The sequence below is a fragment of the Desulfovibrio oxyclinae DSM 11498 genome (assembly GCF_000375485.1).
Classification (GTDB): Bacteria; Desulfobacterota; Desulfovibrionia; order Desulfovibrionales; family Desulfovibrionaceae; genus Pseudodesulfovibrio; species Pseudodesulfovibrio oxyclinae.
Window position 1 is genome coordinate 237813 of record NZ_AQXE01000001.1, and the last position, 23501, is coordinate 261313.

Here is a 23501-nt window from a genome sequence, read left to right on the forward strand (position 1 = left end):
ATTTGTACGGCGGAGCATGGTGCGGCAACCGGCACTCGATAACCTATCAGGAGGATCAGATGGACAAAGTGATCAGAATCAATGTGGGGGCTGACGGCGGTCCCACGGTCACGGAGGAGACGCTCGGGAAGTACGCGGGCTTCGGCGGTCGGGCTCTCACCTCGGCAGTTGTCTGCGGCGAAGTGCCGCCGACCTGTCACCCCCTCGGACCGGAGAACAAGCTCGTCATCGCTCCCGGTCTGGTGTCCGGCTCGGCGGCCAGTACGTCCGGCCGACTGTCGGTGGGCTGCAAGAGCCCGCTCACCGGCGGCATCAAGGAGGCCAATGCCGGTGGACAGGCCGCGCAGTATCTCGGCCGTCTCGGCATTGCCGCCATTGTCATCGAAGGAGAGCATTCTGGCTCCGATCTGTACAAGATCACCATCAACACCGATGGCGTGAAGGTGGAGACGGACAACAGCCTCGCCATGCTCCCCAACTACGACCTGTGCGAAAAACTCAAGGATGTCCATGGCGACGGCGTTGCCGTTATCTCCATCGGTCCGGCGGGTGAGATGAAGATGTCCAACTCCACCATCGCGGTCACTGATCCCGAATTTCGCCCCACCCGTCACGCGGGTCGCGGCGGCGTCGGCGCGGTCATGGGCTCCAAGGGCGTCAAGGCCATCATCGTCGATCCGGGTGGAACCAAGATTCGCAAGCCCGTCAATCCGGAAAAGTTCAAGGCCGCCAACCGTACTTTCGTCGAAGGGCTCAAGCAGCACGGCGTTACCGGGCAGGGCCTGCCGACTTACGGCACCAACGTTTTGACCAACGTGCTCAATGAAGCGGGCGGGTATCCTACCTACAACTTCAAAGAGGGCCGCTACGAAGGAGCTGCGGACCTCAGCGGCGAAACGCAGGCCACACTTGAGGACGAGCGCGGCGGCGCCGGTTCTTCCACACACGGGTGCCATCGCGGCTGTGGCATTCAGTGTTCCGGCACGTTCTACGACAAGGACGGCAACTTCGTGACCAAGCAGCCCGAATACGAAACCGTCTGGGCGCATGGTGGAAACTGCGGAATCCGGGACCTCGACGTGGTCGCCAAGCTTGATTTCATGGATGACAACTACGGGTTCGACACGATCGAAATGGGAGTCACAATCGGCGTGGCAATGGATGCCGGGGTCATCGAATTCGGCGATGCCGAGGCCGCCGTCCGGTTGGTCGAAGAGGCTGGAAAAGGTACGCCTCTGGGGCGGATCATCGGCGCCGGTGCCGCCACTGCGGCCCGCTGCTTCGGCATTGAACGTGCGCCTGTCGTCAAGGGACAGGCCATGCCCGCGTACGACCCCCGTGCGGTCAAGGGCATCGGCGTCACGTATGCCACCTCCACGCAGGGCGCTGACCATACCGCCGGTTATGCCGTTGCTCCCAACATTCTGAAGGTCGGCGGTGACATTGATCCGCTTTCCCACGAGGGGCAGGCCGATATCTCGCGCAATCTGCAAATCGCAACGGCCGCACTGGATTCCACGGGCTTCTGCCTCTTTGTGGCCTTTGCGATTCTGGACCAGCAGGAGACCTTTGATGCCATGGTGGAGACCATCAACGGCATGCTCGGAACCGAGCTCACCGGCGAAAGCGTCGTCGAGCTGGGCAAGGCAGTGCTTACCATGGAGCGCGAATTCAATGCAGCCGCCGGTTTCACCAAAGAGCATGACAGATTGCCTTCTTACTTCTCGCGGGAACCCCTGAAGCCCCACGGTGTGGTTTTCGACGTTCCTGCCGAGGAGCTGGATAGTGTTTACGCCTTCTGACAACCTCTGACCCTCCCTGTCCCGGATGCTTGCCATCCGGGACAGGGAACGCTCCCAGAATGAAACAATGAAGAAGGCGGCTGAGATGCAGGAACAACGGCAGGGAGCCAATGAGGAAGTGACAACAGTGGAGTTCAGGACCGAAACGCCAGAAATGTTCGAGTTTGTTTTGCAGGAGGGCTTTCAGGTTTCCTGTGTGGACAATTGCAGCATCAGGGAGTTTCTGTGCCTCCAGTTGGAACTGTGCGGCGATTACACGGAAAAGAATATTCAAACCATTTTTCTCAACGGCAAGTCGGTGGACGATGTTGATACGGCGACACTGCGGGAGAACGACATTCTGGCACTGTCGGCGGCCATGCCGGGCCTGGTCGGGGCCGCCATGCGCAAGCAGGGATTTTTCGCCAAGATGAGACATTCGATCAGTCATGAGGGCGAAGCAGATAACGATACCGAGGAAGAAGGGAGGCCCTGCCTGGTGACGGTCAAGCTGTTCAACCTTTTGTCCAGAGATCTGGCGCGGGATTTCCTTCGGCATGGGCTTCGGTTCCCCATGGAACGGTTCAGGACATTGATAGAGCGCAGGCCGAAGTCATTTTTTTCGCGGCTGAATGAGGTGATCGTCAACAATGAGAGGCTGAGGACCCCGATGGATCTGGCTGGCTCTCTGCCGCCGTCACCGGGCACCGTCCAGCTCAGACTGCTGGAGATGGAAGGCTGCTAAAAGACCCGTAAAGGATCATCCGGAGGATATGATGTTTGACTCCTCGCATACAGGCAATGCCAACGGCGCGAGTACTCCGCTCAATCCATGTGTAGTCGGCGGGCTCGGCTCCTGTGAAACGCCGAGGTCCCGAACGGAGCCTTGTCGTCAGGAGTTGTCGGTCTATCTGCTGTCGAACCTTTTTGGTGCAGGTTACATGGGCAAGGCTAAATTCGCGCGCGATAGGCGGCTCGTCTGTCTGGCGAAGAACAAGCGCATTTTCTTTACTGGTGAACGGCTTGATCAATGGGATCTGGATGTGCTGCTTCATTGCGCCTTGCGGAGCATTGATCAACCCGGAGGCATCGGTGAAATACAGGTGGATGCCGGCAAGCTGCTTTGCGACCTGCGCCTTCGCAACTATGATCAAAACAGGGAGCGGGTATATGCAAGCCTTTTCCGGCTCCATACCGGTGCCCTGACCGTGGACGAAAACGATCAACGCCATATGATTCGCCTTGTAGACCGCGTCCTTCTGGACCAGAGCCGTGGGCGTTGTGTGGTCGAGGTGAACAGGGGCTTCGTGAAGTCCCTGCGCTGCGAGCGGCACCGCGGCATGGATATCGAAACTCGTGGTGCTTTCAAACGGTGCGGGCTGGCCAAGTGGCTTCACGGCGCGGTCACCTTTTTTAATGACGGCTTCAAGGCCGATATAACCGAGTTGCATCAGTTGTGCGGAGCGAGCAATCGATCCCGCTACATTTTTGCAAGACTGCTGGACAAGGCTCTTGAACTCATGGCTGAGAGCGGTGTTGTTGATTCATGGAAATTCGATGGCTCGCGACTGACTGTATCAACGGGCGTTCGAAATCGTCCGGACGTGCGCTGTGGCGAGATCGTTCAATCGTCATTCTAGTCGCTGCCAGTGTCCCTTTGGCGATGTGCCATCGCCCCGCCGAGAGCCGGAACAGGTGCCAAAGAAAGGCTTCATGTTTCTGAGTATACTTGAAGAAAAGTGACTGTATGATTTGCCGGAAACATTTTTTAAATATTGTAAGTGAGTAAAGTCTGTTTTTGAAAGTGGTAATTGACTGAGATAAAAGTGTTTTAATGTATTTTCTGTATTGGGTATTTACATTGGTGTGACATTTGCGGCTGGGAGCACTGTTGACAGTAAAGGTGCGACAGACGTAAGCATTATGTCCAATTAGACATAGTTTTAAAGGTGAGGATCGTTTATCCCTCGCGCTGCTTGTTATGAGCATTTGCGTCGAGAATTATGTCCTTAAGGACATAATTATACAAAAGGGCTGAAGCGCGGCTTGTGATGTTGGAAGAGTCGCGTCAGGAATTATGCCCGTAAAGACATAATGCCTGCTTTCTCGATAACACATGGAGTTCGAACAGCATGAAAACCGTTTCAGTACATGATGCAGTCGGCATGGTTCTTTGTCATGACATGACGAGAATTGTCCCGGGCGAAAGCAAGGGACCGGCGTTTAAAAAAGGCCATGTGGTTTGTGAAGACGATATTTCGACACTGCTGGAGATTGGCAAGGAGCAGATCTATGTACTGGAACTGGCCAATGGCCGCATCCATGAGAATGAAGCCGCAGCGCGTATAGCCAGAGCCGCCGTCGGCCCCGGAATCACGCTTTCCGATATCTCGGAGGGGCGAATAAACTTTCTGGCGGCGCCGGGACTGCTCGATGTGAACGTCGAGGCGCTGAATCGGATCAACTCCATTGAAGAGGTTGTGCTGGCCACCATGCACAGCGGCCAGCAGATAACCGAGCCCAAGGCCGTAGCCGGTACACGGGTCGTGCCCCTTGTCATTGACGAAAAGAAGATCGAGCTCGTCGAGGCCATCTGTGCCGAATACCCCTATGTGGTGGGGGTGCGTCAGTTCAGGCATCACGATGTCGGCATCGTGACGACCGGCAGCGAAGTCTATCACGGCCGGATCACGGACAAGTTCGGTCCGGTTATCCGCCGGAAATTTCAGAATCTCGGCTCAACGGTCATTGACCAGAAATATGCTTCGGATGATCCATCCATGATCCGTGACGCCATCCTGGCCTCCATTGCTGGGGGGGCCGGGATGGTCGTCGTCACGGGGGGAATGTCCGTGGATCCCGATGACCAGACGCCGACGGCCATTCGGGCCACGGGCGCCGAGGTCGTCACCTACGGTTCTCCCACTTTTCCCGGCGTCATGTTCATGATCGCCGAACTCGATGGCGTGCCCATTCTCGGGCTCCCCGGTTGCGTCATGTACTACCGGGCTTCCATCTTCGATCTCGTGGTGCCCCGCCTGCTGGCCGGGGAAACAGTCACCCGTGAAGACATTGTGGCAATGGGACATGGCGGTTTTTGCGCGACATGCGAAGTGTGTCGTTATCCGGTTTGTCCTTTCGGAAAATAAACCAACGGTACCTGAAAATCAGGTGCGGACGTTCGACAGTTACATTCAGTAAGGAGGAATACTGTCATGATCAAACTGAATCTTCAGGTGAACGGCGCCCCCAAGCAGGTTGTCTGCGAAAAGGACGAATCGCTCGCCAATGTCCTGCGTGAGAATCTCGGGATCACCAGTGTGAAGGTCGGCTGCGGAACCGGGCAATGCGGCAGCTGCTCCATCATCGTCGATGACAAGCTGGTGCGCTCCTGCTCCATGAAGATGGGCCGGGTCAGCAACGGGGCGAACATCATCACCACCGAGGGCATCGGCAATCCCGGAAACCTGCATCCCATCCAGATGGCATGGATCGCCCACGGCGGCGCGCAGTGCGGCTTCTGCACTCCCGGTTTCATTGTCTCCACCTACGCGCTTTTGAAGGCCAATCCTTCTCCGACCCGCGAAGATGTCCGCGACTGGTTCCAGAAGTACCGCAACGCCTGCCGCTGCACCGGGTACAAGCCGCTGGTGGACGCCGTCATGGATGCCGCAGCCGTCATGCGTGGTGAAAAGACCATGGATGATCTCGCCTTCAAGATTCCCGACGACGGTCGCATCTGGGGAACGAAGTATCCCCGTCCGACCTCGGTGGCAAAGGTTACCGGAACGTTGGACTACGGCGCGGACCTCGGCATCAAGATGCCTCAGGGCACCCTGAAGCTGGCTCTGGTTCAGGCCGAAGTGTCCCACGCGAAAATCCTGTCCATCGACACTTCCGAAGCCGAGGCCATGCCGGGCGTGGAAAAGGTCGTCACCCACAAGGACATCAAGGGCAAGAACCGCATCACCGGCCTGATCACCTTCCCCTCCAACAAGGGTGACGGTTGGGACCGTCCCATCCTGTGCGACGAGAAGGTCTTCCAGTACGGCGACGCCATCGCCATCGTCTGCGCCGACACCGACAAGAACGCCAAGGCCGCCGCTGCCAAGGTGAAGGTCGAGCTGGAACGCCTGCCCGAATACATGAGCGCCCAGGCCGCCATGGCCGATGACGCCATCGAGATTCATCCCGGCACGCCCAACGTCTACTATGAACAGAAAATCGCCAAGGGAGCCGAGACCGCTCCCATCTTCGATTCCGCCGACGTGGTCGTGGAAGGCGATTACTTCACCACCCGTCAGCCGCACATGCCCATCGAGCCGGATGTGGGCTTTGCCTATCTCGATGACGACGGCAAGTTGTGCATCCACTCCAAGTCCATTGGCCTTCACCTGCACCTGTTCATGATCGCTCCGGGCCTTGGCGTGGATCCCGAAAACGTGGTCATGGTTCAGAACCCGGCCGGCGGTACCTTCGGCTACAAGTTCTCCCCGACCATGGAAGCCCTCATAGGCGCTGCCTGTCTGGCTACCGGAAAGCCTGTCTTCCTGCTGTATGACTATTATCAGCAGCAGACCTACACCGGTAAACGGTCCCCGCAGAACACCAGCGTGCGCTTGGCCGCAAGCAAAGACGGCAAGCTGCTTGCCATGGAAACCGACTGGACCGTGGACCACGGCCCTTACTCCGAGTTCGGTGACCTGCTGACCCTTCGCGGCGCGCAGTTCATCGGTGCCGGTTACAACATCGACAACATCCGGGGCAACGGGCGCACCGTCTGCACCAACCACGCATGGGGCGCGGCATTCCGCGGCTACGGCGGTCCCGAGGCCGAATTCCCGTCCGAAGTCCTGATGGACGAGCTGGCGGAAAAGCTCGGCATGGACCCGCTGGAACTGCGCTACAAGAACCTCTATCGCGAAGGCTCTACCACGCCCACCGGTCAGGATCCCGAAGTGTATTCCCTGCCCGAGATGTGCGACATGATTCGTCCCAAGTATGAAGAAGCCAAGAAGAATGCCGCCGCAAACTCGACCGATGCGGTCAAGCGCGGAGTAGGCGTCGCCGTCGGCGTCTACGGTGCCGGTCTGGACGGACCGGACACCGCAGAAGTGGACTTCGTCCTGAACGCGGACGGCACGGTCACCGTCCTGACCTGCTGGCACGACCACGGACAGGGCGCCGACATGGGCGTGCTGGGCACGGCGCATGAGGCGTTGCTGCCCCTCGGTCTGTCTCCGGATCAGATCAAGCTGGTGCTCAACGACACCCGCGTCTGCCCCAACGGCGGTCCCGCAGGCGGTTCTCGCTCTCAGGTCGTCATCGGCAACGCCATCATCAACGGCGCCGAGCAGCTGATGAACGCCATGCGTAAGGATGACGGTTCGTTCCGCACCTATCAGGAAATGGTCGATGAGAACCTTGAGCTTACCTACCACGGCAAGTGGAGCGCTCCTGCCAACGACTGCGACGAAAACGGTCAGGGCAGCCCGTTCTCCAACTACATGTACGGCGTGTGCATGGCCGAGGTGGCCGTTGATATCGCCACCGGCGCAACCACCGTGGAAAAGGTTACCTTTGTGGCCGACGTCGGCAAGGTCAACAACTTCCTCGTGGTGGACGGACAGCTCTACGGCGGCATCGCCCAGTCCATCGGGCTGGCGCTCTCCGAGAACTTCGAGGACATCAAGAAGCACTCCACCCTGAAGGGAGCAGGCTTCCCGTACATCAAGCAGATCCCGGACGACATCGAGCTCATGTATGTCGAGTCCCCGCGTCCCGATGGTTCCCACGGCGCATCCGGCACCGGCGAAATCCCGGTGTGCGTGCCGCATCCGGCCATCATCAATGCCATCTACAATGCCTGCGGCGTTCGCATCCGTGAACTGCCCGCCCTGCCCGAAAAGGTCCTCGCCGGACTGAAGGGCTGATAACAGCACATCCAACACAGCGGGCCGCATTAAATGCGGTCCGCTGTTTACCAGTTTTGCGGAGTACCATGGAACAGGCAGATTTGAGACAATGGGAACGGCAATGCATTCAGGAGGAGACGCCCCGGTGCGTCGCCGCCTGTCCCATCCATGTTGATGCCAAACTCTTCTGCTCGCTGATGGGGCAGCGGCGTTGGGACAAGGCGTGGCAGGTGCTGGCCAAAACCATGCCGCTCCCCGGCGTGCTGGCCCGGCTTTGCGATGCCCCTTGCGAATCGGCCTGCGTCAGAAAGGACGCCGGGGGAGCTGTCGAGCTCGGTGAGTTGGAGCGGTATTGCGCGGAAAACGCCAAACCCGTGCCGCCGCCGAAGCCGCTCCCGTCCAGAGGGAAGCGCGTTGCCGTGGTCGGTGACGGCATGAGCGGCCTGAGCGGAGCGTGGGAAATGGCCCGCCGCGGCTTTGATGTGACGCTGTATAGCTCCGAGCCGGGCCGCCACTTGCGTGAGGCTCTGGGCGAAAGGTTGCCGGATGGGGTGCTTGAGCGTGAGCTTGCCAGCCTCGTGNCGCTGGGAGTGCGTTTCGACACGGAGATGAAGGTGTCGCCGTCGGTACTCGATTCGCTACTTGAGGAGGCCGATGCGGTGTTCCTCGACAGCGATGCGATTTCTTCAGATCTGCTTCCTGCCGAGGTCCCGGACGAAATAACGCTGGGCGTTCCCCGTCTGGGGCTGTTCGTCGCACCAAAGGGAGAAGCTTCTCCTGTGCTTCAGGCTGCCGCGGGGAGGCGGGCGGCCAATTCCATTGAACGATTCACGCAGGGCGTCTCCATGGTCTCCGGCCGTGAGCGGGAGGGCGCATATGCCACCCGGCTGTTCACGAGTCTGGAAAAAGTCGAGTCGGTCGCCCCGGTTGCCGTTGAGAGCGATTCCGAGCTGACTGCGCGCGACGAGGCTCGGCGGTGTCTTCAGTGCGAGTGTCTGGAGTGCGTCAAGGTTTGCGAGTACCTGCGTCATTACAAGTCCTACCCGAAGGTTTACGTCAGGCAGATTTACAACAACGAGTCCATCGTGATGGGAACGCGGCAGGCCAACACGATGATCAATTCCTGCATGCTGTGCGGTCTTTGTGAAACGGTATGTCCCGAGGACTTCGACATGGCCGAAGTCTGTCTTCAGGCACGGCGCACCATGGTCGAAAAAGGGAAAATGCCGCCGTCGGCCCATGAGTTTGCCTTGCGTGACATGGCCTTTGCCAATGGTGAACAGTGTGTTGTCGCCGAGCATGAGCCGGGAGCCGACGCGAGCGAATATGCGTTTTTCTCGGGCTGCCAACTGACGGCCTCGGACCCGGACGGCGTAGAGAAAGCCTATGCTGATCTGCGTGGCCGAATTGGAAATGTTGGACTGCTGCTTCACTGCTGCGGCGCTCCGGCGCATTGGGCGGGCCGTGAAGATCTGGAAGCGGAAACGGCAGCCAGTCTTGTCGACAAGTGGGAAGCGCTGGGCAGGCCCAAGCTGATCGTTTCCTGTCCTTCCTGCGTCAAGACGTTGCGGCATCAGTTGCCGGATGCGGAGATTACTTCGCACTGGTCTTTGTTGCGGGCGATTGGTCTGCCGCAGGGTATCGCCGGAGGCGGCGCCTTTGCCGTCAATGACCCCTGCGCCGCGCGACATGAGCCGTTGATGCGAGAGGACGTGCGCGCGCTGCTGGACCAGATGGAAATTGCGGTGACGGAGCCGGAACTTACCGGCCAGACCACGGAATGCTGCGGCTATGGCGGATTGCTGTCCGAGGCGAATCCGCAGCTTGCCAAGCGTGTTGCTCAGCGAAGGGCTGCGGCGGCCGATGAGGATTTCGTCACTTACTGCGTCATGTGTCGCGATCAGATGGCGCGTGTGGGTAAGCGAGCCGTGCATCTTTATGATTTGCTGTTTCCCGCTCGGAGCCGGTGCGCCTGCCGGCCTTCACCGGGATATTCGGACCGCCGGGAAAACCGTATCCGGCTCAGGGAACGTTTGCTCAGGGAACTTTGGCGAAAAGAAATGGATGGTGAAACCGATCCCGCCGATGCCATTGACGTTTCCTTCACCGAGGAAGCGTTGGAGGCCATGGATGAGCGGCGAATCCTCAAGACGGATATACGGAAGGTGCTCCTTCAGACCCGCCACTCGGGCAAATGGTTCGTCCACAGGGAAACCGGCCGCTTCCTTGCTTCGTTCCGTCCGTCCATAGTGACGTACTGGGCGGTGTTCGAGAATCATGAAGGCGGGTATCTCGTGCACGACGCATGGAGCCATCGAATGCGCATCAAGGGAGGGCAGCCATGAGCGTGATCAAGGTCCCGGAAATCGATTCCGTTGACTGGAGCTGTGCCGCATGCGGCGAAGAACTGGTTCGCAGGCCCGTGGAGCTGGAGTATCTCGACTCACAGTTCACCGTGGAACTTCCGGTCTGTCCGCAGTGCAACATGGTGCTCATCCCCAAAGCGCTTGCGCTGGGCAAGATGCATCAGGTCGAGCAACTGCTGGAGGACAAGTGACGGTAGGGTCGGTCCCACTCTGGGAACAGCCCGTGCTTCGGCAGACGGCGGGCGAAACGTTACGGCCCGGCTCGTTCGAACTCACGGACAGGGGGGCGGACTTGCTCGGGTTTGCCCCCGGCTGGAAAATTCTCGACGTGGGCAGCGGGCTGGGAGCGTCGGTGAATCGGTTGCGCTCGCGCTACGGTGTCGAGGCATATGGCGTCGAGCAATCGACTCGTCAGTTGGAGCAGGCTTCGGACACGTCAAATCTGGTGCAAGCAACCGGGGATTCGTTGCCGTTTGCGGGTGGCAGCTTCCACGCGGTGCTGTGCGAATGCGCCCTGTCCCTGTTCCCGAATCCTGGGGCAGGGTTGGCTGAGTTTCAGCGTGTGACAATGCCCGGCGGGTTTCTCGTCCTGTCCGATCTTTTCGCGGATCGCGCCGCGCCTGCTGAACCCGGTTCCTGCGCCGGGCGGGCGATGCCGCTTGCCTCAATACGGCAACAGGTGGAGTGCAACGGGTATGAAATCCTGCGGGTCGAAGAGCATACCGTCCTGCTGAAGGACCTTGCCGCCCGTCTGGTGCTTGCCGGTGGCGGGAGTGAAAAGGAGTGCGGCTGTGCAGGCCGCAAGGGGCTTGGATACTATCTCATGATAGCGGTGAAAGGATACTAGGCGATGAACGACAGCGACTTGAGAATGATGGAACTGGCCGGGAAGGGGTACTGTTGCAGCCAGATACTGGTCCTTCTCGCCCTTGAGGAAATGGACCGCGAGAACCCGGACCTCGTTCGTGCGGCCAGCGGACTGTGCAGCGGCCTCGGCGACTGCTCGGGGACCTGCGGCGTCCTGACCGGCGCGACACTTCTGGTGGGCCTGTTCGCAGGCAAGGGGCTGGATATGGAGGAGTCCCACGAGGCTTTTCCGCTCATGCTCGAATCGTTGCAGGACTGGTTTTCCGGCGCGGTTTCCGAATACGGTGGCCCCTCCTGTCGAGAGATCCTCGGCGGCGAGTGTGGTCAGCCTGATCCCGTCAGATGCGGGGGGCTGGTAGCCGAGGCGTATGATCAGGTGCGGACTCTTTTGAGTGATAACGGGCTTGATCCGTCCGAAGGGCGTGACCTGATATGAGCACGGTTGCAAGAAGCGTATGCCCTGTGTGCCTTCGGCAGATTCCCGCCTCGCACGTGATGGAGGACGATGACGTGCTGCTTCTGAAGGAATGCCCGGAGCACGGCAGTTTTCGGACCGTCATCTGGCGCGGGGCTCCCGGTTTTCACGGCTGGAACCGTCCCAAGATTCCGTCATCCCCGAAGAACCCTCGCGTGCAGCCCGAGCGGGGATGTCCTCTTGATTGCGGTCTGTGCAGCGGACATCGCCAGCATACGTGTACCGCGGTTCTGGAAGTGACCTGGCGGTGCGATCTCGGATGTCCGGTCTGTTTCGCCTCGTCCGGGGCAAGGCCCGCGCCCGATCCCACGGAGCAGGAAATATCCCGTCTTTTCGATCAGGTGCATGAAGCCTCTGGCTTTTGCAACATTCAGCTTTCCGGCGGCGAACCAACCGTGCGAGACGATTTGGAGGTGCTTATCCGGCTGGGCAAGGACAAGGGCTTTCCCTTCATCCAGCTCAATACGAACGGAGTCCGCATAGGCTCGGAAAGCGGGTATGCCGCCAGACTGGCCGAGGCAGGTCTGGATTCGGTTTTCCTGCAATTCGATGGAACCGAGGACGCCGTCTATGAACGGCTCCGGGGCAGACCGCTGCTGGACGTGAAGATGCGGGCGATCCGGGCGCTTTCGGACGCCGGAATAGGCGTTGTACTTGTGCCCACGGTCATGCCGGGGGTCAATGCGCATGAGCTCGGAAATATTTTGCAGGTCGCCGTAGACAATTCACCGGGAGTCCGCGGCGTGCATTTTCAGCCTGTCAGCTATTTCGGGAGATACCCGGAAGCGCCGGCGGATGAGCATCGCATCACGCTGCCCGAGATCATGCGCAAACTGGAAGTTCAGAGTGGCGGCGCGGTGAGGACCGACGACTTTCTGCCGCCCGGTTGCGAGCCGTCCCATTGTTCCTTTCACGCCAACTACCGTGTCGAAGACGGGGGAGCTCTGCACAAGCTTGCTTCCGACGGCGACTGCGGCTGCTCCCCGCGTCCTGCGAGCGAGGGGGCGGACAAGGCCAAGGCGTTTGTCCATCGCCAGTGGTCCGGAGCCGGGAAGACCTTGCCCGTCCTTCAAGAGATCAAGGATGATCTGGATCGATTCATAGAGCGTTCATCCAGAGTTCTCGCAGTGTCCGCGATGGCCTTTCAGGATTGCTGGACGCTGGATCTCGAACGGCTCAAGGGGTGCTGCATCCATGTGGTCGCCCCGGACGGGCGGATGATTCCCTTTTGCGCATACAACCTCACGTCCATGCACGGTGAAACCCTCTACCGGGGGAAATGCCATGACGGTACCTGTCCTTGACCAATGGCTTGTTCGGCGAATGGGCTGGACCGACTTCGCGACTCCGCCGAAGCCGGATGAACTGCGGCGCTGGCAGCTTGATCAGCTGAACCGGCTGCTCAGACATGCACGGGAGAATAGTTCGTTTTATGAGGCTCACCTGAAAAGCGAAGGAACACCTTTTGTCCATTCATTCGAGGATTATGCTCGTCTGCCCATGCTCTCCACCCAAATGCTGAGAGACTGTCCGCAAAAGCTCCTGTGCGTTTCACAGGACGACATCGAACGCATCGTGACGGTTAAGAGCTCCGGCACGACGGGGTCGCCGAAGCGGGTGTTCTGCACCAGCGAGGACCTTGCGGCAACGAAAGATTATTTCGCTTGGGGGATGTCGAATCTCACTGGGCCGGGGGAGAGCGCATTGGTGCTCATGCCCGGCGGTCGCCCCGGCGGGGTCGGGGACCTGCTGAGCGATGCCATCGAATCGCTGGGCGCCCGGTGTGTCCTTCACGGGGAGATGCAGGACTCCGCTGCTGCGGTTGACCATCTGTTGGCCGAAGGGGCGACCTGTCTCATAGGTCAGTCGGCCCACGTGAACATGGTGGCCCGTGAATGGCGGCGGCGCGGATTGCCAAGTGACAGAGTCAGGTCCGTCCTGCTGTGCTGGGACGTGACGCCGCAAGCCGTGGTTGAAAATGTCACGCAAGCCTTGGGCAGCCGGGTGTTCCGACACTGGGGCATGGTTGAAACCGGCCTTGGGGGAGCTGTGGAGTGTGCTCCCGGAAGCGGTCTGCACCTGCGTGAGACCGATGTTCTGGTCGAAATAGTTGATCCGAGTACTGGTTGCCTGCTGCCCGACGGCGAGTTCGGCGAAATTGTCGTGACGACGCTACAGCGCAGAGGGATGCCGCTCATCCGGTATCGTACCGGTGACATGGCAAGGATCATGCCCGGCCGGTGCCGATGCGGGAGTCCCATGCGCAGACTCGACCCGGAGATTCGACGCCTGGGCGACGGGTTGGATTTCGGGACGGGATTTCTCCGCCTTGAAGATCTTAATGAGGCACTCTACGGGCTGCCGGAAGTGGATGATTTCACCGCCGGAATCAAAGAGGGGTTGCTCCATCTGCACGTGTGCGTCGAGCGATTTGGGGTCCGGTGTCGCATCATCGAGGCGTTGAAGGGGATTTCCGTTGTGAACGAAGCCCTGAAAAGAGGGGCCATCGGCTTGGCAATTCACTTGAAAGACGACAGGACACCGGCGGTTCCCGGGCTGGGAAAGCGGTGTTTTCACGAATATCGGAGCAGTTAGATGAAAGAATTTGTTGCGTCCGTCTGCACGGCGCTGGAGGCAGACGAGGCTCTCACGTTGGCGACCGTAGTCGAAAGTTCGGGCTCGACCCCGCGTTCATCCGGGGCAAAAATGGCAATCAGGAACGACGGGACGATATTCGGCACGGTCGGCGGTGGACTGATGGAGGCCGAGGCGATCAGAGCAGGGTTGGCCATGCTTGATCAAAAAGACGGTGACGCCCGGCTGGTCCACGTGGACATGACCCGGGAACTGGCGGCGGATTCCGACATGATTTGCGGGGGAGGGCTGACCGTTCTTTTGCAGGTCGTACCTCCGGGCGGTGAATGCGCTGCGCGGTATCGGGAACTGAACCAACGCATGAAAACGGGAAAGCCGTCACTTTTAAGGACCTCGCTTGTGGACGGCGATCCACTTGTGGCCACGCGTCACGAAATCCTGTCCGAGACGGATGTGCTCGCCCCTGAAGTCTCTGTCAGCCCGGTTTTTTCCCGCTCCGAAGGTGTCTTTGTTCTGGATGAGCCGTTCATCCCTCCAGCACCATTGTTTATTATCGGCGCCGGTCATGTCTCCCTGTTTACCGCTAGGGTGGGGCAAATGGTGGGCTTTCGTACCGTCGTTGTCGATGACCGCGCGGAATACGCGAATGAAGACCGTTTTCCGCAGGCCGACGAGATTGTTGTTCTGGATGCGTTCAAAGGCTGCTGCGACCTTCTGGGGATCGGAGATGATGCGTTCATTGTCATCGTGACCAGAGGGCACCTCCACGATCGGACGGTCCTCGAAGAATCCTTGAAGACGAATGCCCGGTACATCGGGATGATAGGCAGCAAGAGCAAGCGCGACAAAATTTACGAAGCGTTGCTTTCGAACGGCTGTAGTCAGCAGGACATCGACCGCTGTCATTGTCCCATCGGGATCGGCATTGGCGGGCAGACTCCTGAGGAGATCGCCGTGAGCATTTGTGCCGAACTCATCAAGGTACGTTCGGAGTCTGGCGCATGACCGGGGTGGCAGCCATAGTCCCTGCGGCGGGCCTGTCTTCCCGCATGGGGCAAGTGAAGTCGCTTCTTCCCTTGCGGGATGGCACGGTCCTGTCGTGCAGCATCGAATCCTTTCGGGGCAGTGTGGACCGTATCATCGTGGTAACCGGAAAATATCGCGAGAAAATAAGTGAAGAGGCCCGGCGGTGCGGGGCGGAGGTGGTGCACAACGAGCGCTATGAAGAGGACATGTTTCTTTCGATCCGCACCGGGGTAAGAGCACTGAGGCAGGACACCTCGGCTTTCTTCATCCTGCCTGCGGACATCCCGCTGGTTCGCCCGGAAACCGTTTCCCGGCTGCTGGATGAGTACGCCAAGACCGAGCCGTCAGTGCTCCTGCCGCGTTTTTTGGGTGAATCCGGGCATCCACCGTTAATATCACGAGAACTGATTCCCGAAATCCTGAGCCACGACGGCACGGGAGGATTGCGTAGTGTGCTGGACCGGTACGGTGCCAAGAGCAGATGGTTGGATGTGGCGGATGTCGGGACAGTCCATGATCTGGACCTGCCGGAGGATTATGCCCGCGCGCTCTGGCTGGTTGACAAGGTCGGTCCGATTGAATCGGAGTGTCGCCAACTGTGGGACATGTATAATGTTTCCGATCATATTGTAGGCCACTGTCGGGCCGTGGCAACGGTTGCCGAAGCTCTGTGCAGCCGCATTAACGAGTTGAACGAAAAGGCTGCGTTGAATCCGGTTTTGGTGAAAGGGGCGGCGTTGACCCATGATATCGGCAAGGGCACAAGACAGCATGAAAAGGTGGGGGCCGAAATGTTGCGCAAGGCAGGGTTGCACGCTGCCGCGGAGATCGTCGAGGATCATTTTGATCTGCCGCCCGGCCCTGTCGAGGCCATTACCGAAAAGGAAATTGTTTTTCTGGCCGATAAGCTGGTTCGCTGCCACGGACCGGTGAGGCTGGAAGAGCGCTATCTGGAAAAACTGGAAATGTACCGCCACGAGGAAGGCGCGGAGCAGGCCATACGCGGGCGGCTGGGAAGGGCCAGAGAGCTTTATCAGCTGTTCGAAAGAGCCATGACCGCTTCTCCGGAGGCCATTGCCCGCGAGGCGTTTGCATGATTGTTCTCATGCGACATGCGGGCACCGAAGGAGGGGCGGGGAGGTGTATCGGCAGGGCGCCTCTGGCGCTCTCATCCGCAGGCAGGAAAGAGGCGAATCAGCTGGGCGATGAGCTTTGTGACCTCGGCTTCGTCAGGTTGTGTACAAGTCCCTCGCAAAGGGCGATGGTGACGTTGTTGCCCCTTGCGGAAAAACTCGGTCTGGAAACGGAAGCCTTCCCTGCGCTGGATGAAATCGACATGGGAATTTGGGATGGTCTGTCTTTCGATGCCATTCGTAAGCGCCACCCCGAAGCGTATGCGCAACGCGGCAGAGCTCTCGGTACGTTCCGAGTTCCAGGCGGGGAATCGTTCGTCGACGTTGCCGAAAGGGCGTACTCCTGCCTCGTCAAGCTGTTTCCCGGTCCGCAACATGTACTCGCCGTCACCCATGCCGGTGTCATCAGGTCATTGCTGTGTCGTCTGACCGGGCATCCATTGAACGCCCTGTTCGATTTCAAGCCGGAGCACCTCGGATGTACTATCCTGACGCACAAAGACGGTTGTCCGAATCTGGTTGCGACAGACCTGACCCCCGCCATGGTGAAATCTTATCTGTAATTATGACGCGTCGAGCAGTTCGCGAATCTTGTCCTGCTTGAACCCGACGACATGGTCATCACCGACGACCGTTGTGGGAAATGACACTTCAGGATTGATACGGCGCAAGTCGCGAAGCGTGTCGTTTCGCTCCTCACCCGAAAGTCTATCCGTATAAATGCAGTCAAAGCCGTCGGCACCGAGCAACTCTTCGAGAAATGCTTTGGTGTTCTTGCAATGGATGCAGGAGCTTAGTGCGTAAAGAGTAACATTCTTGTCCATGACATCTCCGATTGTTAGAGGGGAACGCCTTCCTTACCTCTATCCTGAACAATTCAGGTGCTTCTCGCATATCATAACCGAATGAATATTGAAATAAGTAGAGTGCTTTTGGCGATGAAAACACACTGGCTGCTGAGTGTCGGCGGGTGTGATTGGTTTTGCAGAATGCTTCTATGGCAGTGAGTTATGGGTCGATCAGTAAGCCGACACTTTTAAGAAACCACTTTAATTGTACAAAACGAAAAAAGCCCTTTTCTCGTCAGCCAAGAAAAGGGCTTGAATCCTTTGGTACCCGGAGCGGGAGTTGAACCCGCACAGTGCAAGCACCGAGGGATTTTAAGTCCCATTTTTGGGACAATTCTTTACTTTTTGTCCCATTTTTGGTGCAGGAGATGGTACCGGAGGCGGGAATCGAACCCGCACGATCATCAATGATCTTCGGATTTTAAGTCCGATATGTCTACCAGTTCCATCACTCCGGCTTAATCTCCTGCATCCACCCTTGTCGTCGCACGTTTGGGACAGGTTTGGGACTATTGGGACAAGTACCAATTTGTCCCATTCAGCCTCCGTTCACACAAGATTCCGCGATTCCTTGAATCTCCTCAGTTGATAGCAGCTACGCATTTCTGCGCCGCGCTGTCTTCCAGAACATCGACACACGCTTCAAGGTCTGTCGGTGCCAAATGGGAATAACGCAACGTGGTCTGTATGCATGTATGTCCCATCCACACCATGACATGCTTGAGGTGTATATTGCCCTGCACCATTCGTGAGCAACAAGTGTGTCGCAGCACATAAGGGATGAACTGAGGGTCGTCAGCGTAACCGAGCATGGAGCGGACTCGGTCCCATGTGTTCCGATACCAGCCGTTGTCATAGGGAAACAGACGCTGCTCACCGTATTTTTTTACACGTCGTGCGATAACTTCTTTCACACGATCCGTCATGATGAGTGTGCGCGGACGACCTGTTTTGGTCTGCCAGATCGTCAGGGTGTCGTTTTCCCAGTGGATGTCCCGGCCAGCAAGACGCCACAATTCTCCCATACGCATCCCTGTGTCAAGAAAAACCACAGTTGCGTCGTAGTGGTCGTGCTTCTCGATCTTCTGCATCGTGGCAAGGAGCTTCACTTCTTCCGTCGGGGTAAGGAAACGAATGCGGCCTTGTCCTTCACGCTTTCGAGTGAGTTTAGGCTTCGCATCCATCTTTCCACGCTCGACCGCGCATGTCATAACCTTCGAGAGTGCCGACATCTTCCGGTTAATCGTGGAGTTAGAGTTCCCCAATCCTTCCAGATACTCTGTGTAGCGATCAATATCCTCCGTCGTTATCGTGTGGATAGGACGTTCTTCCCCGAAGAAACGAAGCGCAAACTGGATGTTCTTCAATGCAGCTTGTTCTCCACGCGTTCCCTTCCAGTAAGAGGCCAGAGTACGTTCTTTGGCCTCCAGAAGGGTCCATGTGTCTTCGGGAGCGCGTTCAGATTGAACTTGAGAAGGGGTGTCTGGAGTGTTCCCTCCGGTCATTTCCTCCTTGAGTTCTGCCTGACGCTTGATGGCTTCTTCCAAGGTCTCGCAAGTTGCGTACTTACGGTCTCCATTATGGTACACGCTCACAAGGAACTTCTTACCTCTGCGCCTGATACCCCTTGGGAGTTTTTCTGATGCCATCGCTTCCTCCTGTTATCGTATTGCCTCCAAACGTGCGGCGAGGCGTTCACCCTTTTCTGATAGAAACAGTCTTTTCTGTTTCCAGTTGTTAGGATCGGGTACGGACTTTATTAAACCGTATCCCTTCTTGTTCTTGTTCCAGTGTTTCTCTGATAAAGCCGAAACCTGACGGCTTGCACCGGACTGTGGCATGTCTAATAATGCAGCCACGTCCTTCATTGTTGCGCCTTCCTTTCCTGACTTTGCAACAAGGCAGAATGTTAAGGCTAAACGAATTGGGAGAACTGGATCGAGTTTATAAAACTCGTCTAACATCTGGAACAGTTCAGGCATAGTCGAAGTCGTCGTCGTCATTGTCAAAGTCCTCCTTCCTCAAGGCAATAAGGTGCCTTTGGGTTGCCACCCAGTTGGGCGGCGTATAGATCACATACATACGTCCCAGTGAGAGGAACAGCTCACCGTCCTCCCATTCCATTTGACAGAAATCGGTCGTTTTCACAACCGAATTTGCCTCAAGATAGACACTCCCGAGCAGAGGTAGGGAGAAATAAAAATACCGCGTCAGATCAGAACCCATTGGTATTCCTCCTTTTTATTCAATGTGAGCGTGATTGTTTTTAGATCAAACGCTCGTTCAATCTAATATGCAATCTTGGAGAGTCAATGGGCTACCATAAACTTTTTTCGTATTTCAACGGCCTTTCGACCGTTGAGTCACATGCCAATAGGTAGCCCTCCGATATTCTTGTATATTCGCATTTCGATATCCTTAATTGTATAATGAGAAGCGTTCTTTAAGAAGTCCTATAGGGTAACTCCATACTTCGGTGATTCCAAACGCTTGCAAGAAGGGGCAAGCCTTGACTCTCAAGCGTTTAATGCCTCGCTCCTTGCATCTGTGCATGAGCCAGAAGCCGTCACGCGTGGTTGCCTCCGGTTCTTTGTCGATCAAGTCCAAAAGGTCTGGATGACGTTTTGCGAGATAACCGAGAACCGTGTCGTACCCTTCTGGACAATCGGACAGAAAGACAAATGTGGTGCTTTCCATAAACATGGCGTTCTCCTTTGGTTTGAGGGTGTATGCATTATGGCCTCGGTTGAAGCCGCCAGAGCGTCCCTGACGGCTTCTCGGAGGTCATAGGGCATGAGCTAGATCACCCTGTATTCACGCGGTCCCACGCACACCCGTTTGACGGTCGCGAGGTTTACGTTCCTGTACTGTGGTTTCCCGGTGTACCCCGTCAGGGCCACGTCCACGAAATTCAGGTACGGCAAGCGTTCCTGTACGGCTGTGCTGCCGTCGGGATTGTATATGCCCACCATTTTGCGCGTTTCGCCGTTCTTCTTGACGAACTCGACGATCACAGGCTTGCCGATCTGCGCCGTCAGAAGCCCTTCTAGCTTCGTTCTGGCGAGTTCATAAGGTTCAAGTCCTTGCCGCCGCCTTGTGTTCTTCACACGGGCATTCTGGCGTTCCCTTGCTACCTTTCGAGACAGTTCCGTGCGCGTCATGGTTATTCGGCCTCCTTTTCAACGAGGTAGTAATTTGTTCCGTAAGACAGCCCTACAACCGCCCCGGCGCGTGTTTTCCATTCACTGGTGTATCCACGCTCCTCGTCATAGTCGTGAGGGTTGGTAATGTGAGGGTGAACGTCGAGAGGTCCTACGGTGTCGTAGAACTCTTCCCTGTCGGCCCGACGCATAATCAGGCCCTTGTGGTTAATCGTTTCCACAGTGGTCCTCCTTCTCGGTTTCATGGGTTTCAACCCTGATGTCGCTGTCATTCAATCCCTTGTCGTCGATCTCGAAAGCCGCTTCCAAGCCTGCTTGAAGTGCCTCGTCGCGTGTTTCAGCCTCGACGTGGTAAGTCAGTGTCACGGTGTATTTCATGCCTAGTCCTCCTTGAGTTGTTCTATGAGAGTGTCCCAGTTCGGCTTGAGGGTGACGAAGCCGCCGTCGGTGTCCCAGTCGAGACAATTCCAGACGAACCACGGCACATATTCCCAGTCGTAAGGACCTATTTTGTCCTGCATTCCAAGGCGTTCGAGCAGGTCCCAACCCGCTTCACACGCATCAAGTATTTCATGGTCGCGGAGTTGGTACCGAAGTTCGGCGGTCCCGACGCTCCTACGCACCCTCTCGGCCACGCCGTTGGCGCGTAGATCGTCAAGCACGGCTTCCCAGATACATTGAGCAGCTTCGACGTGGTGAATGGTATAAAGATCGTTTTCCATAGCGTTCCTCCATTGAGGTCTCGAAGGACGGGAGCGCGTTTACTCCCGTCCGTCGGTTGGCAAGATTGCATTCGACTAGGCGCACTTTTCCTGATTCTGCTCCCGCACGACCTTTGCCATACTGCGCCCGTGGGCGACGTAGGCAACGACTTCCACGTCCTTGTCCCAACACGCACGGCATCCGGCGCATTTACCGCCGCGCTCGTATGCAGAGCAAATATGGACCACGTCAGGCACTTCGGTGTCGTGGGTAGGCACTACCGTGGAGCCATGCAGCCCGCTTTCATAACTCCCGTCTACGTCTAGAGCGGAGTAGCGGACACAAGCGTTCGGCAGTTCCCGTATCTCGTCCAGTACCGGACGGATTGAGGCCACGCGGTAGCTTTTCGTCGGGAGCCAATGTTTTACATGTGGCGTCCGTTCGATCACTTCCTTGATCTTCTCGGCCAGTTCACGGCAATACACGTCGCCAGAGTCGAGCCAACGGAAATACTCGGCCTTGGCAAGGGCCTTGACCATATCGTCGGCCCATCCCTCACGCTTCCAATCCTGCTTGTTTTCTTCCCTCGGTGCCTTCACGTTGGGAAAACGGTAGTTCCCCGTAGATGCATAGCAGCCTTTACAGACTGGGCAGAGTTCGCCGTTCACCTTCGCGCCGGGACAAGTTTCCCGCGCCGGGAGCGACCACGACTTGATACCGTCGAGCTTGGATACCTTGGAAATTCTAATCATAACTGACCTCCTATCGGTTGGCAATTTTGCATGTGACTAGCTCTAATCGAAGCCGGGAACCCTCCATGCTCCCGGCTTGTCAAAAGCTACTTGTTCCTAGTTGTCTCGTCTTTCTGGCTACTTCCTACCTCGACCGTTCCTAGTCTCCGTCCTTGTGCGTTCATTGGCTCAACTCCCGGCGTGGTGTCATGTACCACGGCGAACCCGGAAGCGGCTGTCAGCCCTCGGTGGTAGGCCCTTGCCTGTATCCTATTCGGTTTTCAAAGAGCGTCGCGGAGTGGCCTGTCACGTCCTGTTGGTGCCTGTCGGCCTTCCCCGCCGTCCGTGAGTACAAGCTATGCAATCTTGCCAAGTGAGTCAACCCCACGCAGGAGATTTTTTTGGGACTTTTTAATAAAACGTGAGAATACGGTAGTTTATAAACGAAAAAAATTATGCAGACCGCTTGCTTGTCGTATCCATTCTTGCCTTATAAGGATAATGGGTAGTGGTTCTGTTGGATATCCTGTTGGGTGTCAGTAGATTGACAGTAGGTGTGCTGGAGAGTGTCGGGAGACTGTCAAAAGATTGACGAACAAAACCTATAATGCACCCGATGAATGACAGGCGCATGAATAAATCAAGATACCTTGATATGGTTAAATGTCGCAATAATGGGATATAGTATCCCTTGTGTGTATTGTTATTTCAGGTGTTTATATGATGATGTCCCAATCTTTGACGCAATCGCTGCCGTACCCTCACCCCGGTTAGTAAGAGGGTGTCAGGTTGAATTGTGTGGAAAGTCAAAGATTTCAGCTATATATGCGGATCGGGCACCCTATGGGGGAAAGATCGCTTTATACAATATCAATAAGCGGCTCAGATATGTGAAGTAAAACATCCCGGCCTTGTCACCCACCTCAGAAACGCTTAAAGAAAACCAACCGCACATCCAAGGAGGTAGACATGAAACTCAAAATGGTCACTGTTGTTTGTCTTCTGGTTGCCTCTCTCGCCCTTTCAGGTTGCCTAGGAACGAGGAACAAGACACAGACACTCGAATACTTCAACAGCTGGAAGGGACACAACACGGACTCCCTTCTGTTGTCTTGGGGCAACCCAAGGAAGGCAACGACTCTTTCCGACGGGCGTACTGTGATGACGTTCGGAGGAGAGCAGGGCAAGGTGAACACTTGTCGCATCACCGTGATCGCTTCGCCGTCTGGTGTGATTGAATCGGTGAAGCCTGTGGGAATGCGTTGTGGTGTTTCCGGCGAGATCGACCCTGCCTATCCTCGCCCATAAGAAACCGCCTGGGAGACATACAGGAGCCTACAGAGGCCCTACAGAGGTCTCCCAGGCTAACCCAAAGGAGAGTAAGGAGAATGAGAGTAAGGAGAATGAGAGTAAGGAGGAGGAAGGAGAACTCATAAGACGAGGAGAAGGAGGAGGAAAGAGTGATAGGAGGAGGGATAGGGAGCGATAGCCTATCATTCCCTACCTCTCATCCTACCATTCTCTACAGGGACCCTACAGATTACTACAGATATCTACAGTATACCTATAGTATATCTATGTGTTTACCCTGGGAGGGGAGGGAAGGGCCTCCCCTTTCTTACTAGTGCGTCTTAATTCTAAATGCCAGTAATCCCAGGATATTTTGAGAGACTGCTTCCTGGATCACTTCAGTTTACACGAGGGCGTCTAACGCCTTGAAAAGACGAGGCATTTCCTCGTTGCCATGAGCGATCACTTTGTTACCGTTGGCGTCCGAGAACTCGACCGAACCGTCAGACTTACGGGTCAGCGAGAGCGTCGCGGTTGCGCCACTTTTAGAAACGGTGAGGGTGGTGAGAGGAGCGAATGCTTCTGCCATGTTGTCGTACTCCTTGGAGGAC

General features: G+C 56.9%; 26 protein-coding genes and 1 tRNA gene. 15 read left to right on the forward strand and 12 right to left on the reverse strand.

The genetic code is table 11. From position 1 onward, the window contains the following. Positions 1–59: 59 nt before the first annotated feature. From B149_RS0101225 to B149_RS0101290, 14 genes are all read left to right on the forward strand, one after another. Positions 60–1802: an aldehyde ferredoxin oxidoreductase C-terminal domain-containing protein gene (locus tag B149_RS0101225; protein WP_018123338.1), complete on the forward strand. Its 1743-nt coding sequence runs from the start codon at positions 60–62 to the stop codon at positions 1800–1802. 67 nt (positions 1803–1869) lie between these two features. Next, complete coding sequence (locus tag B149_RS17655; RefSeq protein ID WP_018123339.1) at positions 1870–2526, forward strand: hypothetical protein; 657 nt, start codon at positions 1870–1872, stop codon at positions 2524–2526. A gap of 28 nt (positions 2527–2554) precedes the next feature. Next, entirely contained in the window at positions 2555–3421 is an 867-nt protein-coding gene (locus tag B149_RS0101235) for a hypothetical protein (protein ID WP_156816708.1), read from the forward strand. A gap of 492 nt (positions 3422–3913) precedes the next feature. Continuing rightward, a complete protein-coding gene (locus B149_RS0101240; RefSeq protein WP_018123341.1) occupies positions 3914–4930 on the forward strand; it encodes a molybdopterin-binding protein in 1017 nt (338 codons plus the stop codon). A gap of 66 nt (positions 4931–4996) precedes the next feature. Continuing rightward, positions 4997–7714 carry a molybdopterin-dependent aldehyde oxidoreductase gene (locus B149_RS0101245; protein WP_018123342.1) on the forward strand — a complete coding sequence of 906 codons (2718 nt, stop codon included), beginning with the start codon at positions 4997–4999 and terminating at the stop codon, positions 7712–7714. Between the two features lie 68 nt (positions 7715–7782). Then, on the forward strand, positions 7783–10041 hold the full coding sequence (locus B149_RS0101250) for a pyridine nucleotide-disulfide oxidoreductase/dicluster-binding protein (RefSeq protein WP_018123343.1): 2259 nt from the start codon (positions 7783–7785) through the stop codon (positions 10039–10041). Next, positions 10038–10253, forward strand: coding sequence for a DVU_1557 family redox protein (locus B149_RS0101255; protein WP_018123344.1), 216 nt, complete (start codon positions 10038–10040; stop codon positions 10251–10253). The genes B149_RS0101250 and B149_RS0101255 overlap by 4 nt, the downstream gene beginning before the upstream one ends. Further along, positions 10250–10909, forward strand: coding sequence for a DVU_1556 family methyltransferase (gene trsM, locus B149_RS0101260; protein ID WP_018123345.1), 660 nt, complete (start codon positions 10250–10252; stop codon positions 10907–10909). The genes B149_RS0101255 and trsM overlap by 4 nt, the downstream gene beginning before the upstream one ends. 3 nt (positions 10910–10912) lie before the next feature. Next, positions 10913–11365, forward strand: a complete 453-nt coding sequence (locus tag B149_RS0101265) for a DVU_1555 family C-GCAxxG-C-C protein (RefSeq protein ID WP_018123346.1) — start codon at positions 10913–10915, stop codon at positions 11363–11365. Beyond that, positions 11362–12708, forward strand: a complete 1347-nt coding sequence (gene trsS / locus B149_RS0101270) for a radical SAM (seleno)protein TrsS (RefSeq protein ID WP_026167385.1) — start codon at positions 11362–11364, stop codon at positions 12706–12708. Before B149_RS0101265 ends, trsS begins: the two co-directional genes overlap by 4 nt. Next, positions 12689–13999, forward strand: a complete 1311-nt coding sequence (locus B149_RS16125; protein ID WP_018123348.1) for a DVU_1553 family AMP-dependent CoA ligase — start codon at positions 12689–12691, stop codon at positions 13997–13999. The genes trsS and B149_RS16125 overlap by 20 nt, the downstream gene beginning before the upstream one ends. Continuing rightward, on the forward strand, positions 14000–15004 hold the full coding sequence (locus B149_RS0101280; protein WP_018123349.1) for an XdhC family aldehyde oxidoreductase maturation factor: 1005 nt from the start codon (positions 14000–14002) through the stop codon (positions 15002–15004). Then, complete coding sequence (locus B149_RS0101285) at positions 15001–16122, forward strand: DVU_1551 family NTP transferase (protein ID WP_018123350.1); 1122 nt, start codon at positions 15001–15003, stop codon at positions 16120–16122. Before B149_RS0101280 ends, B149_RS0101285 begins: the two co-directional genes overlap by 4 nt. Continuing rightward, entirely contained in the window at positions 16119–16721 is a 603-nt protein-coding gene (locus B149_RS0101290) for a histidine phosphatase family protein (protein ID WP_018123351.1), read from the forward strand. Before B149_RS0101285 ends, B149_RS0101290 begins: the two co-directional genes overlap by 4 nt. Here B149_RS0101290 and B149_RS0101295 read toward each other — a convergent pair whose 3' ends face one another. From B149_RS0101295 to B149_RS0101345, 11 genes are all read right to left on the reverse strand, one after another. After that, positions 16722–16982 carry a glutaredoxin family protein gene (locus B149_RS0101295; protein WP_018123352.1) on the reverse strand — a complete coding sequence of 87 codons (261 nt, stop codon included), beginning with the start codon at positions 16980–16982 and terminating at the stop codon, positions 16722–16724. 393 nt (positions 16983–17375) lie between these two features. Beyond that, a tRNA-Leu gene (locus B149_RS0101300) sits at positions 17376–17464 on the reverse strand. 123 nt (positions 17465–17587) lie between these two features. Further along, on the reverse strand, positions 17588–18655 hold the full coding sequence (locus B149_RS17660) for a tyrosine-type recombinase/integrase (RefSeq protein ID WP_018123353.1): 1068 nt from the start codon (positions 18653–18655) through the stop codon (positions 17588–17590). Between the two features lie 12 nt (positions 18656–18667). Next, positions 18668–19009, reverse strand: a complete 342-nt coding sequence (locus tag B149_RS0101310; protein ID WP_156816709.1) for a MarR family winged helix-turn-helix transcriptional regulator — start codon at positions 19007–19009, stop codon at positions 18668–18670. Beyond that, positions 18981–19232 (reverse strand): hypothetical protein, encoded by a 252-nt coding sequence (locus B149_RS0101315; RefSeq protein ID WP_018123355.1) that lies wholly within the window; start codon positions 19230–19232, stop codon positions 18981–18983. The genes B149_RS0101310 and B149_RS0101315 overlap by 29 nt, the downstream gene beginning before the upstream one ends. Positions 19233–19424: 192 nt before the next feature. Beyond that, the gene (locus B149_RS0101320) at positions 19425–19709 is read right to left on the reverse strand and encodes a hypothetical protein (protein ID WP_018123356.1); all 285 of its coding nucleotides are present in this window, start codon (positions 19707–19709) and stop codon (positions 19425–19427) included. 95 nt (positions 19710–19804) lie between these two features. After that, positions 19805–20167, reverse strand: coding sequence for a hypothetical protein (locus B149_RS0101325; protein ID WP_018123357.1), 363 nt, complete (start codon positions 20165–20167; stop codon positions 19805–19807). A 2-nt stretch (positions 20168–20169) separates the two neighbouring features. After that, positions 20170–20388: a hypothetical protein gene (locus B149_RS0101330; protein ID WP_018123358.1), complete on the reverse strand. Its 219-nt coding sequence runs from the start codon at positions 20386–20388 to the stop codon at positions 20170–20172. Then, entirely contained in the window at positions 20375–20545 is a 171-nt protein-coding gene (locus B149_RS18490) for a hypothetical protein (protein ID WP_018123359.1), read from the reverse strand. The genes B149_RS0101330 and B149_RS18490 overlap by 14 nt, the downstream gene beginning before the upstream one ends. 2 nt (positions 20546–20547) lie before the next feature. Next, a complete protein-coding gene (locus tag B149_RS0101340; protein WP_018123360.1) occupies positions 20548–20889 on the reverse strand; it encodes a hypothetical protein in 342 nt (113 codons plus the stop codon). 75 nt (positions 20890–20964) lie between these two features. Beyond that, positions 20965–21621: a GP88 family protein gene (locus B149_RS0101345; RefSeq protein WP_018123361.1), complete on the reverse strand. Its 657-nt coding sequence runs from the start codon at positions 21619–21621 to the stop codon at positions 20965–20967. Between the two features lie 948 nt (positions 21622–22569). Between B149_RS0101345 and B149_RS0101350 the strand changes: the two genes are divergently transcribed. Beyond that, positions 22570–22908, forward strand: a complete 339-nt coding sequence (locus B149_RS0101350; RefSeq protein ID WP_018123362.1) for a hypothetical protein — start codon at positions 22570–22572, stop codon at positions 22906–22908. A 385-nt stretch (positions 22909–23293) separates the two neighbouring features. Here B149_RS0101350 and B149_RS0101355 read toward each other — a convergent pair whose 3' ends face one another. Continuing rightward, on the reverse strand, positions 23294–23479 hold the full coding sequence (locus B149_RS0101355; protein ID WP_018123363.1) for a hypothetical protein: 186 nt from the start codon (positions 23477–23479) through the stop codon (positions 23294–23296). Between the last annotated feature and the right edge of the window lie 22 nt (positions 23480–23501).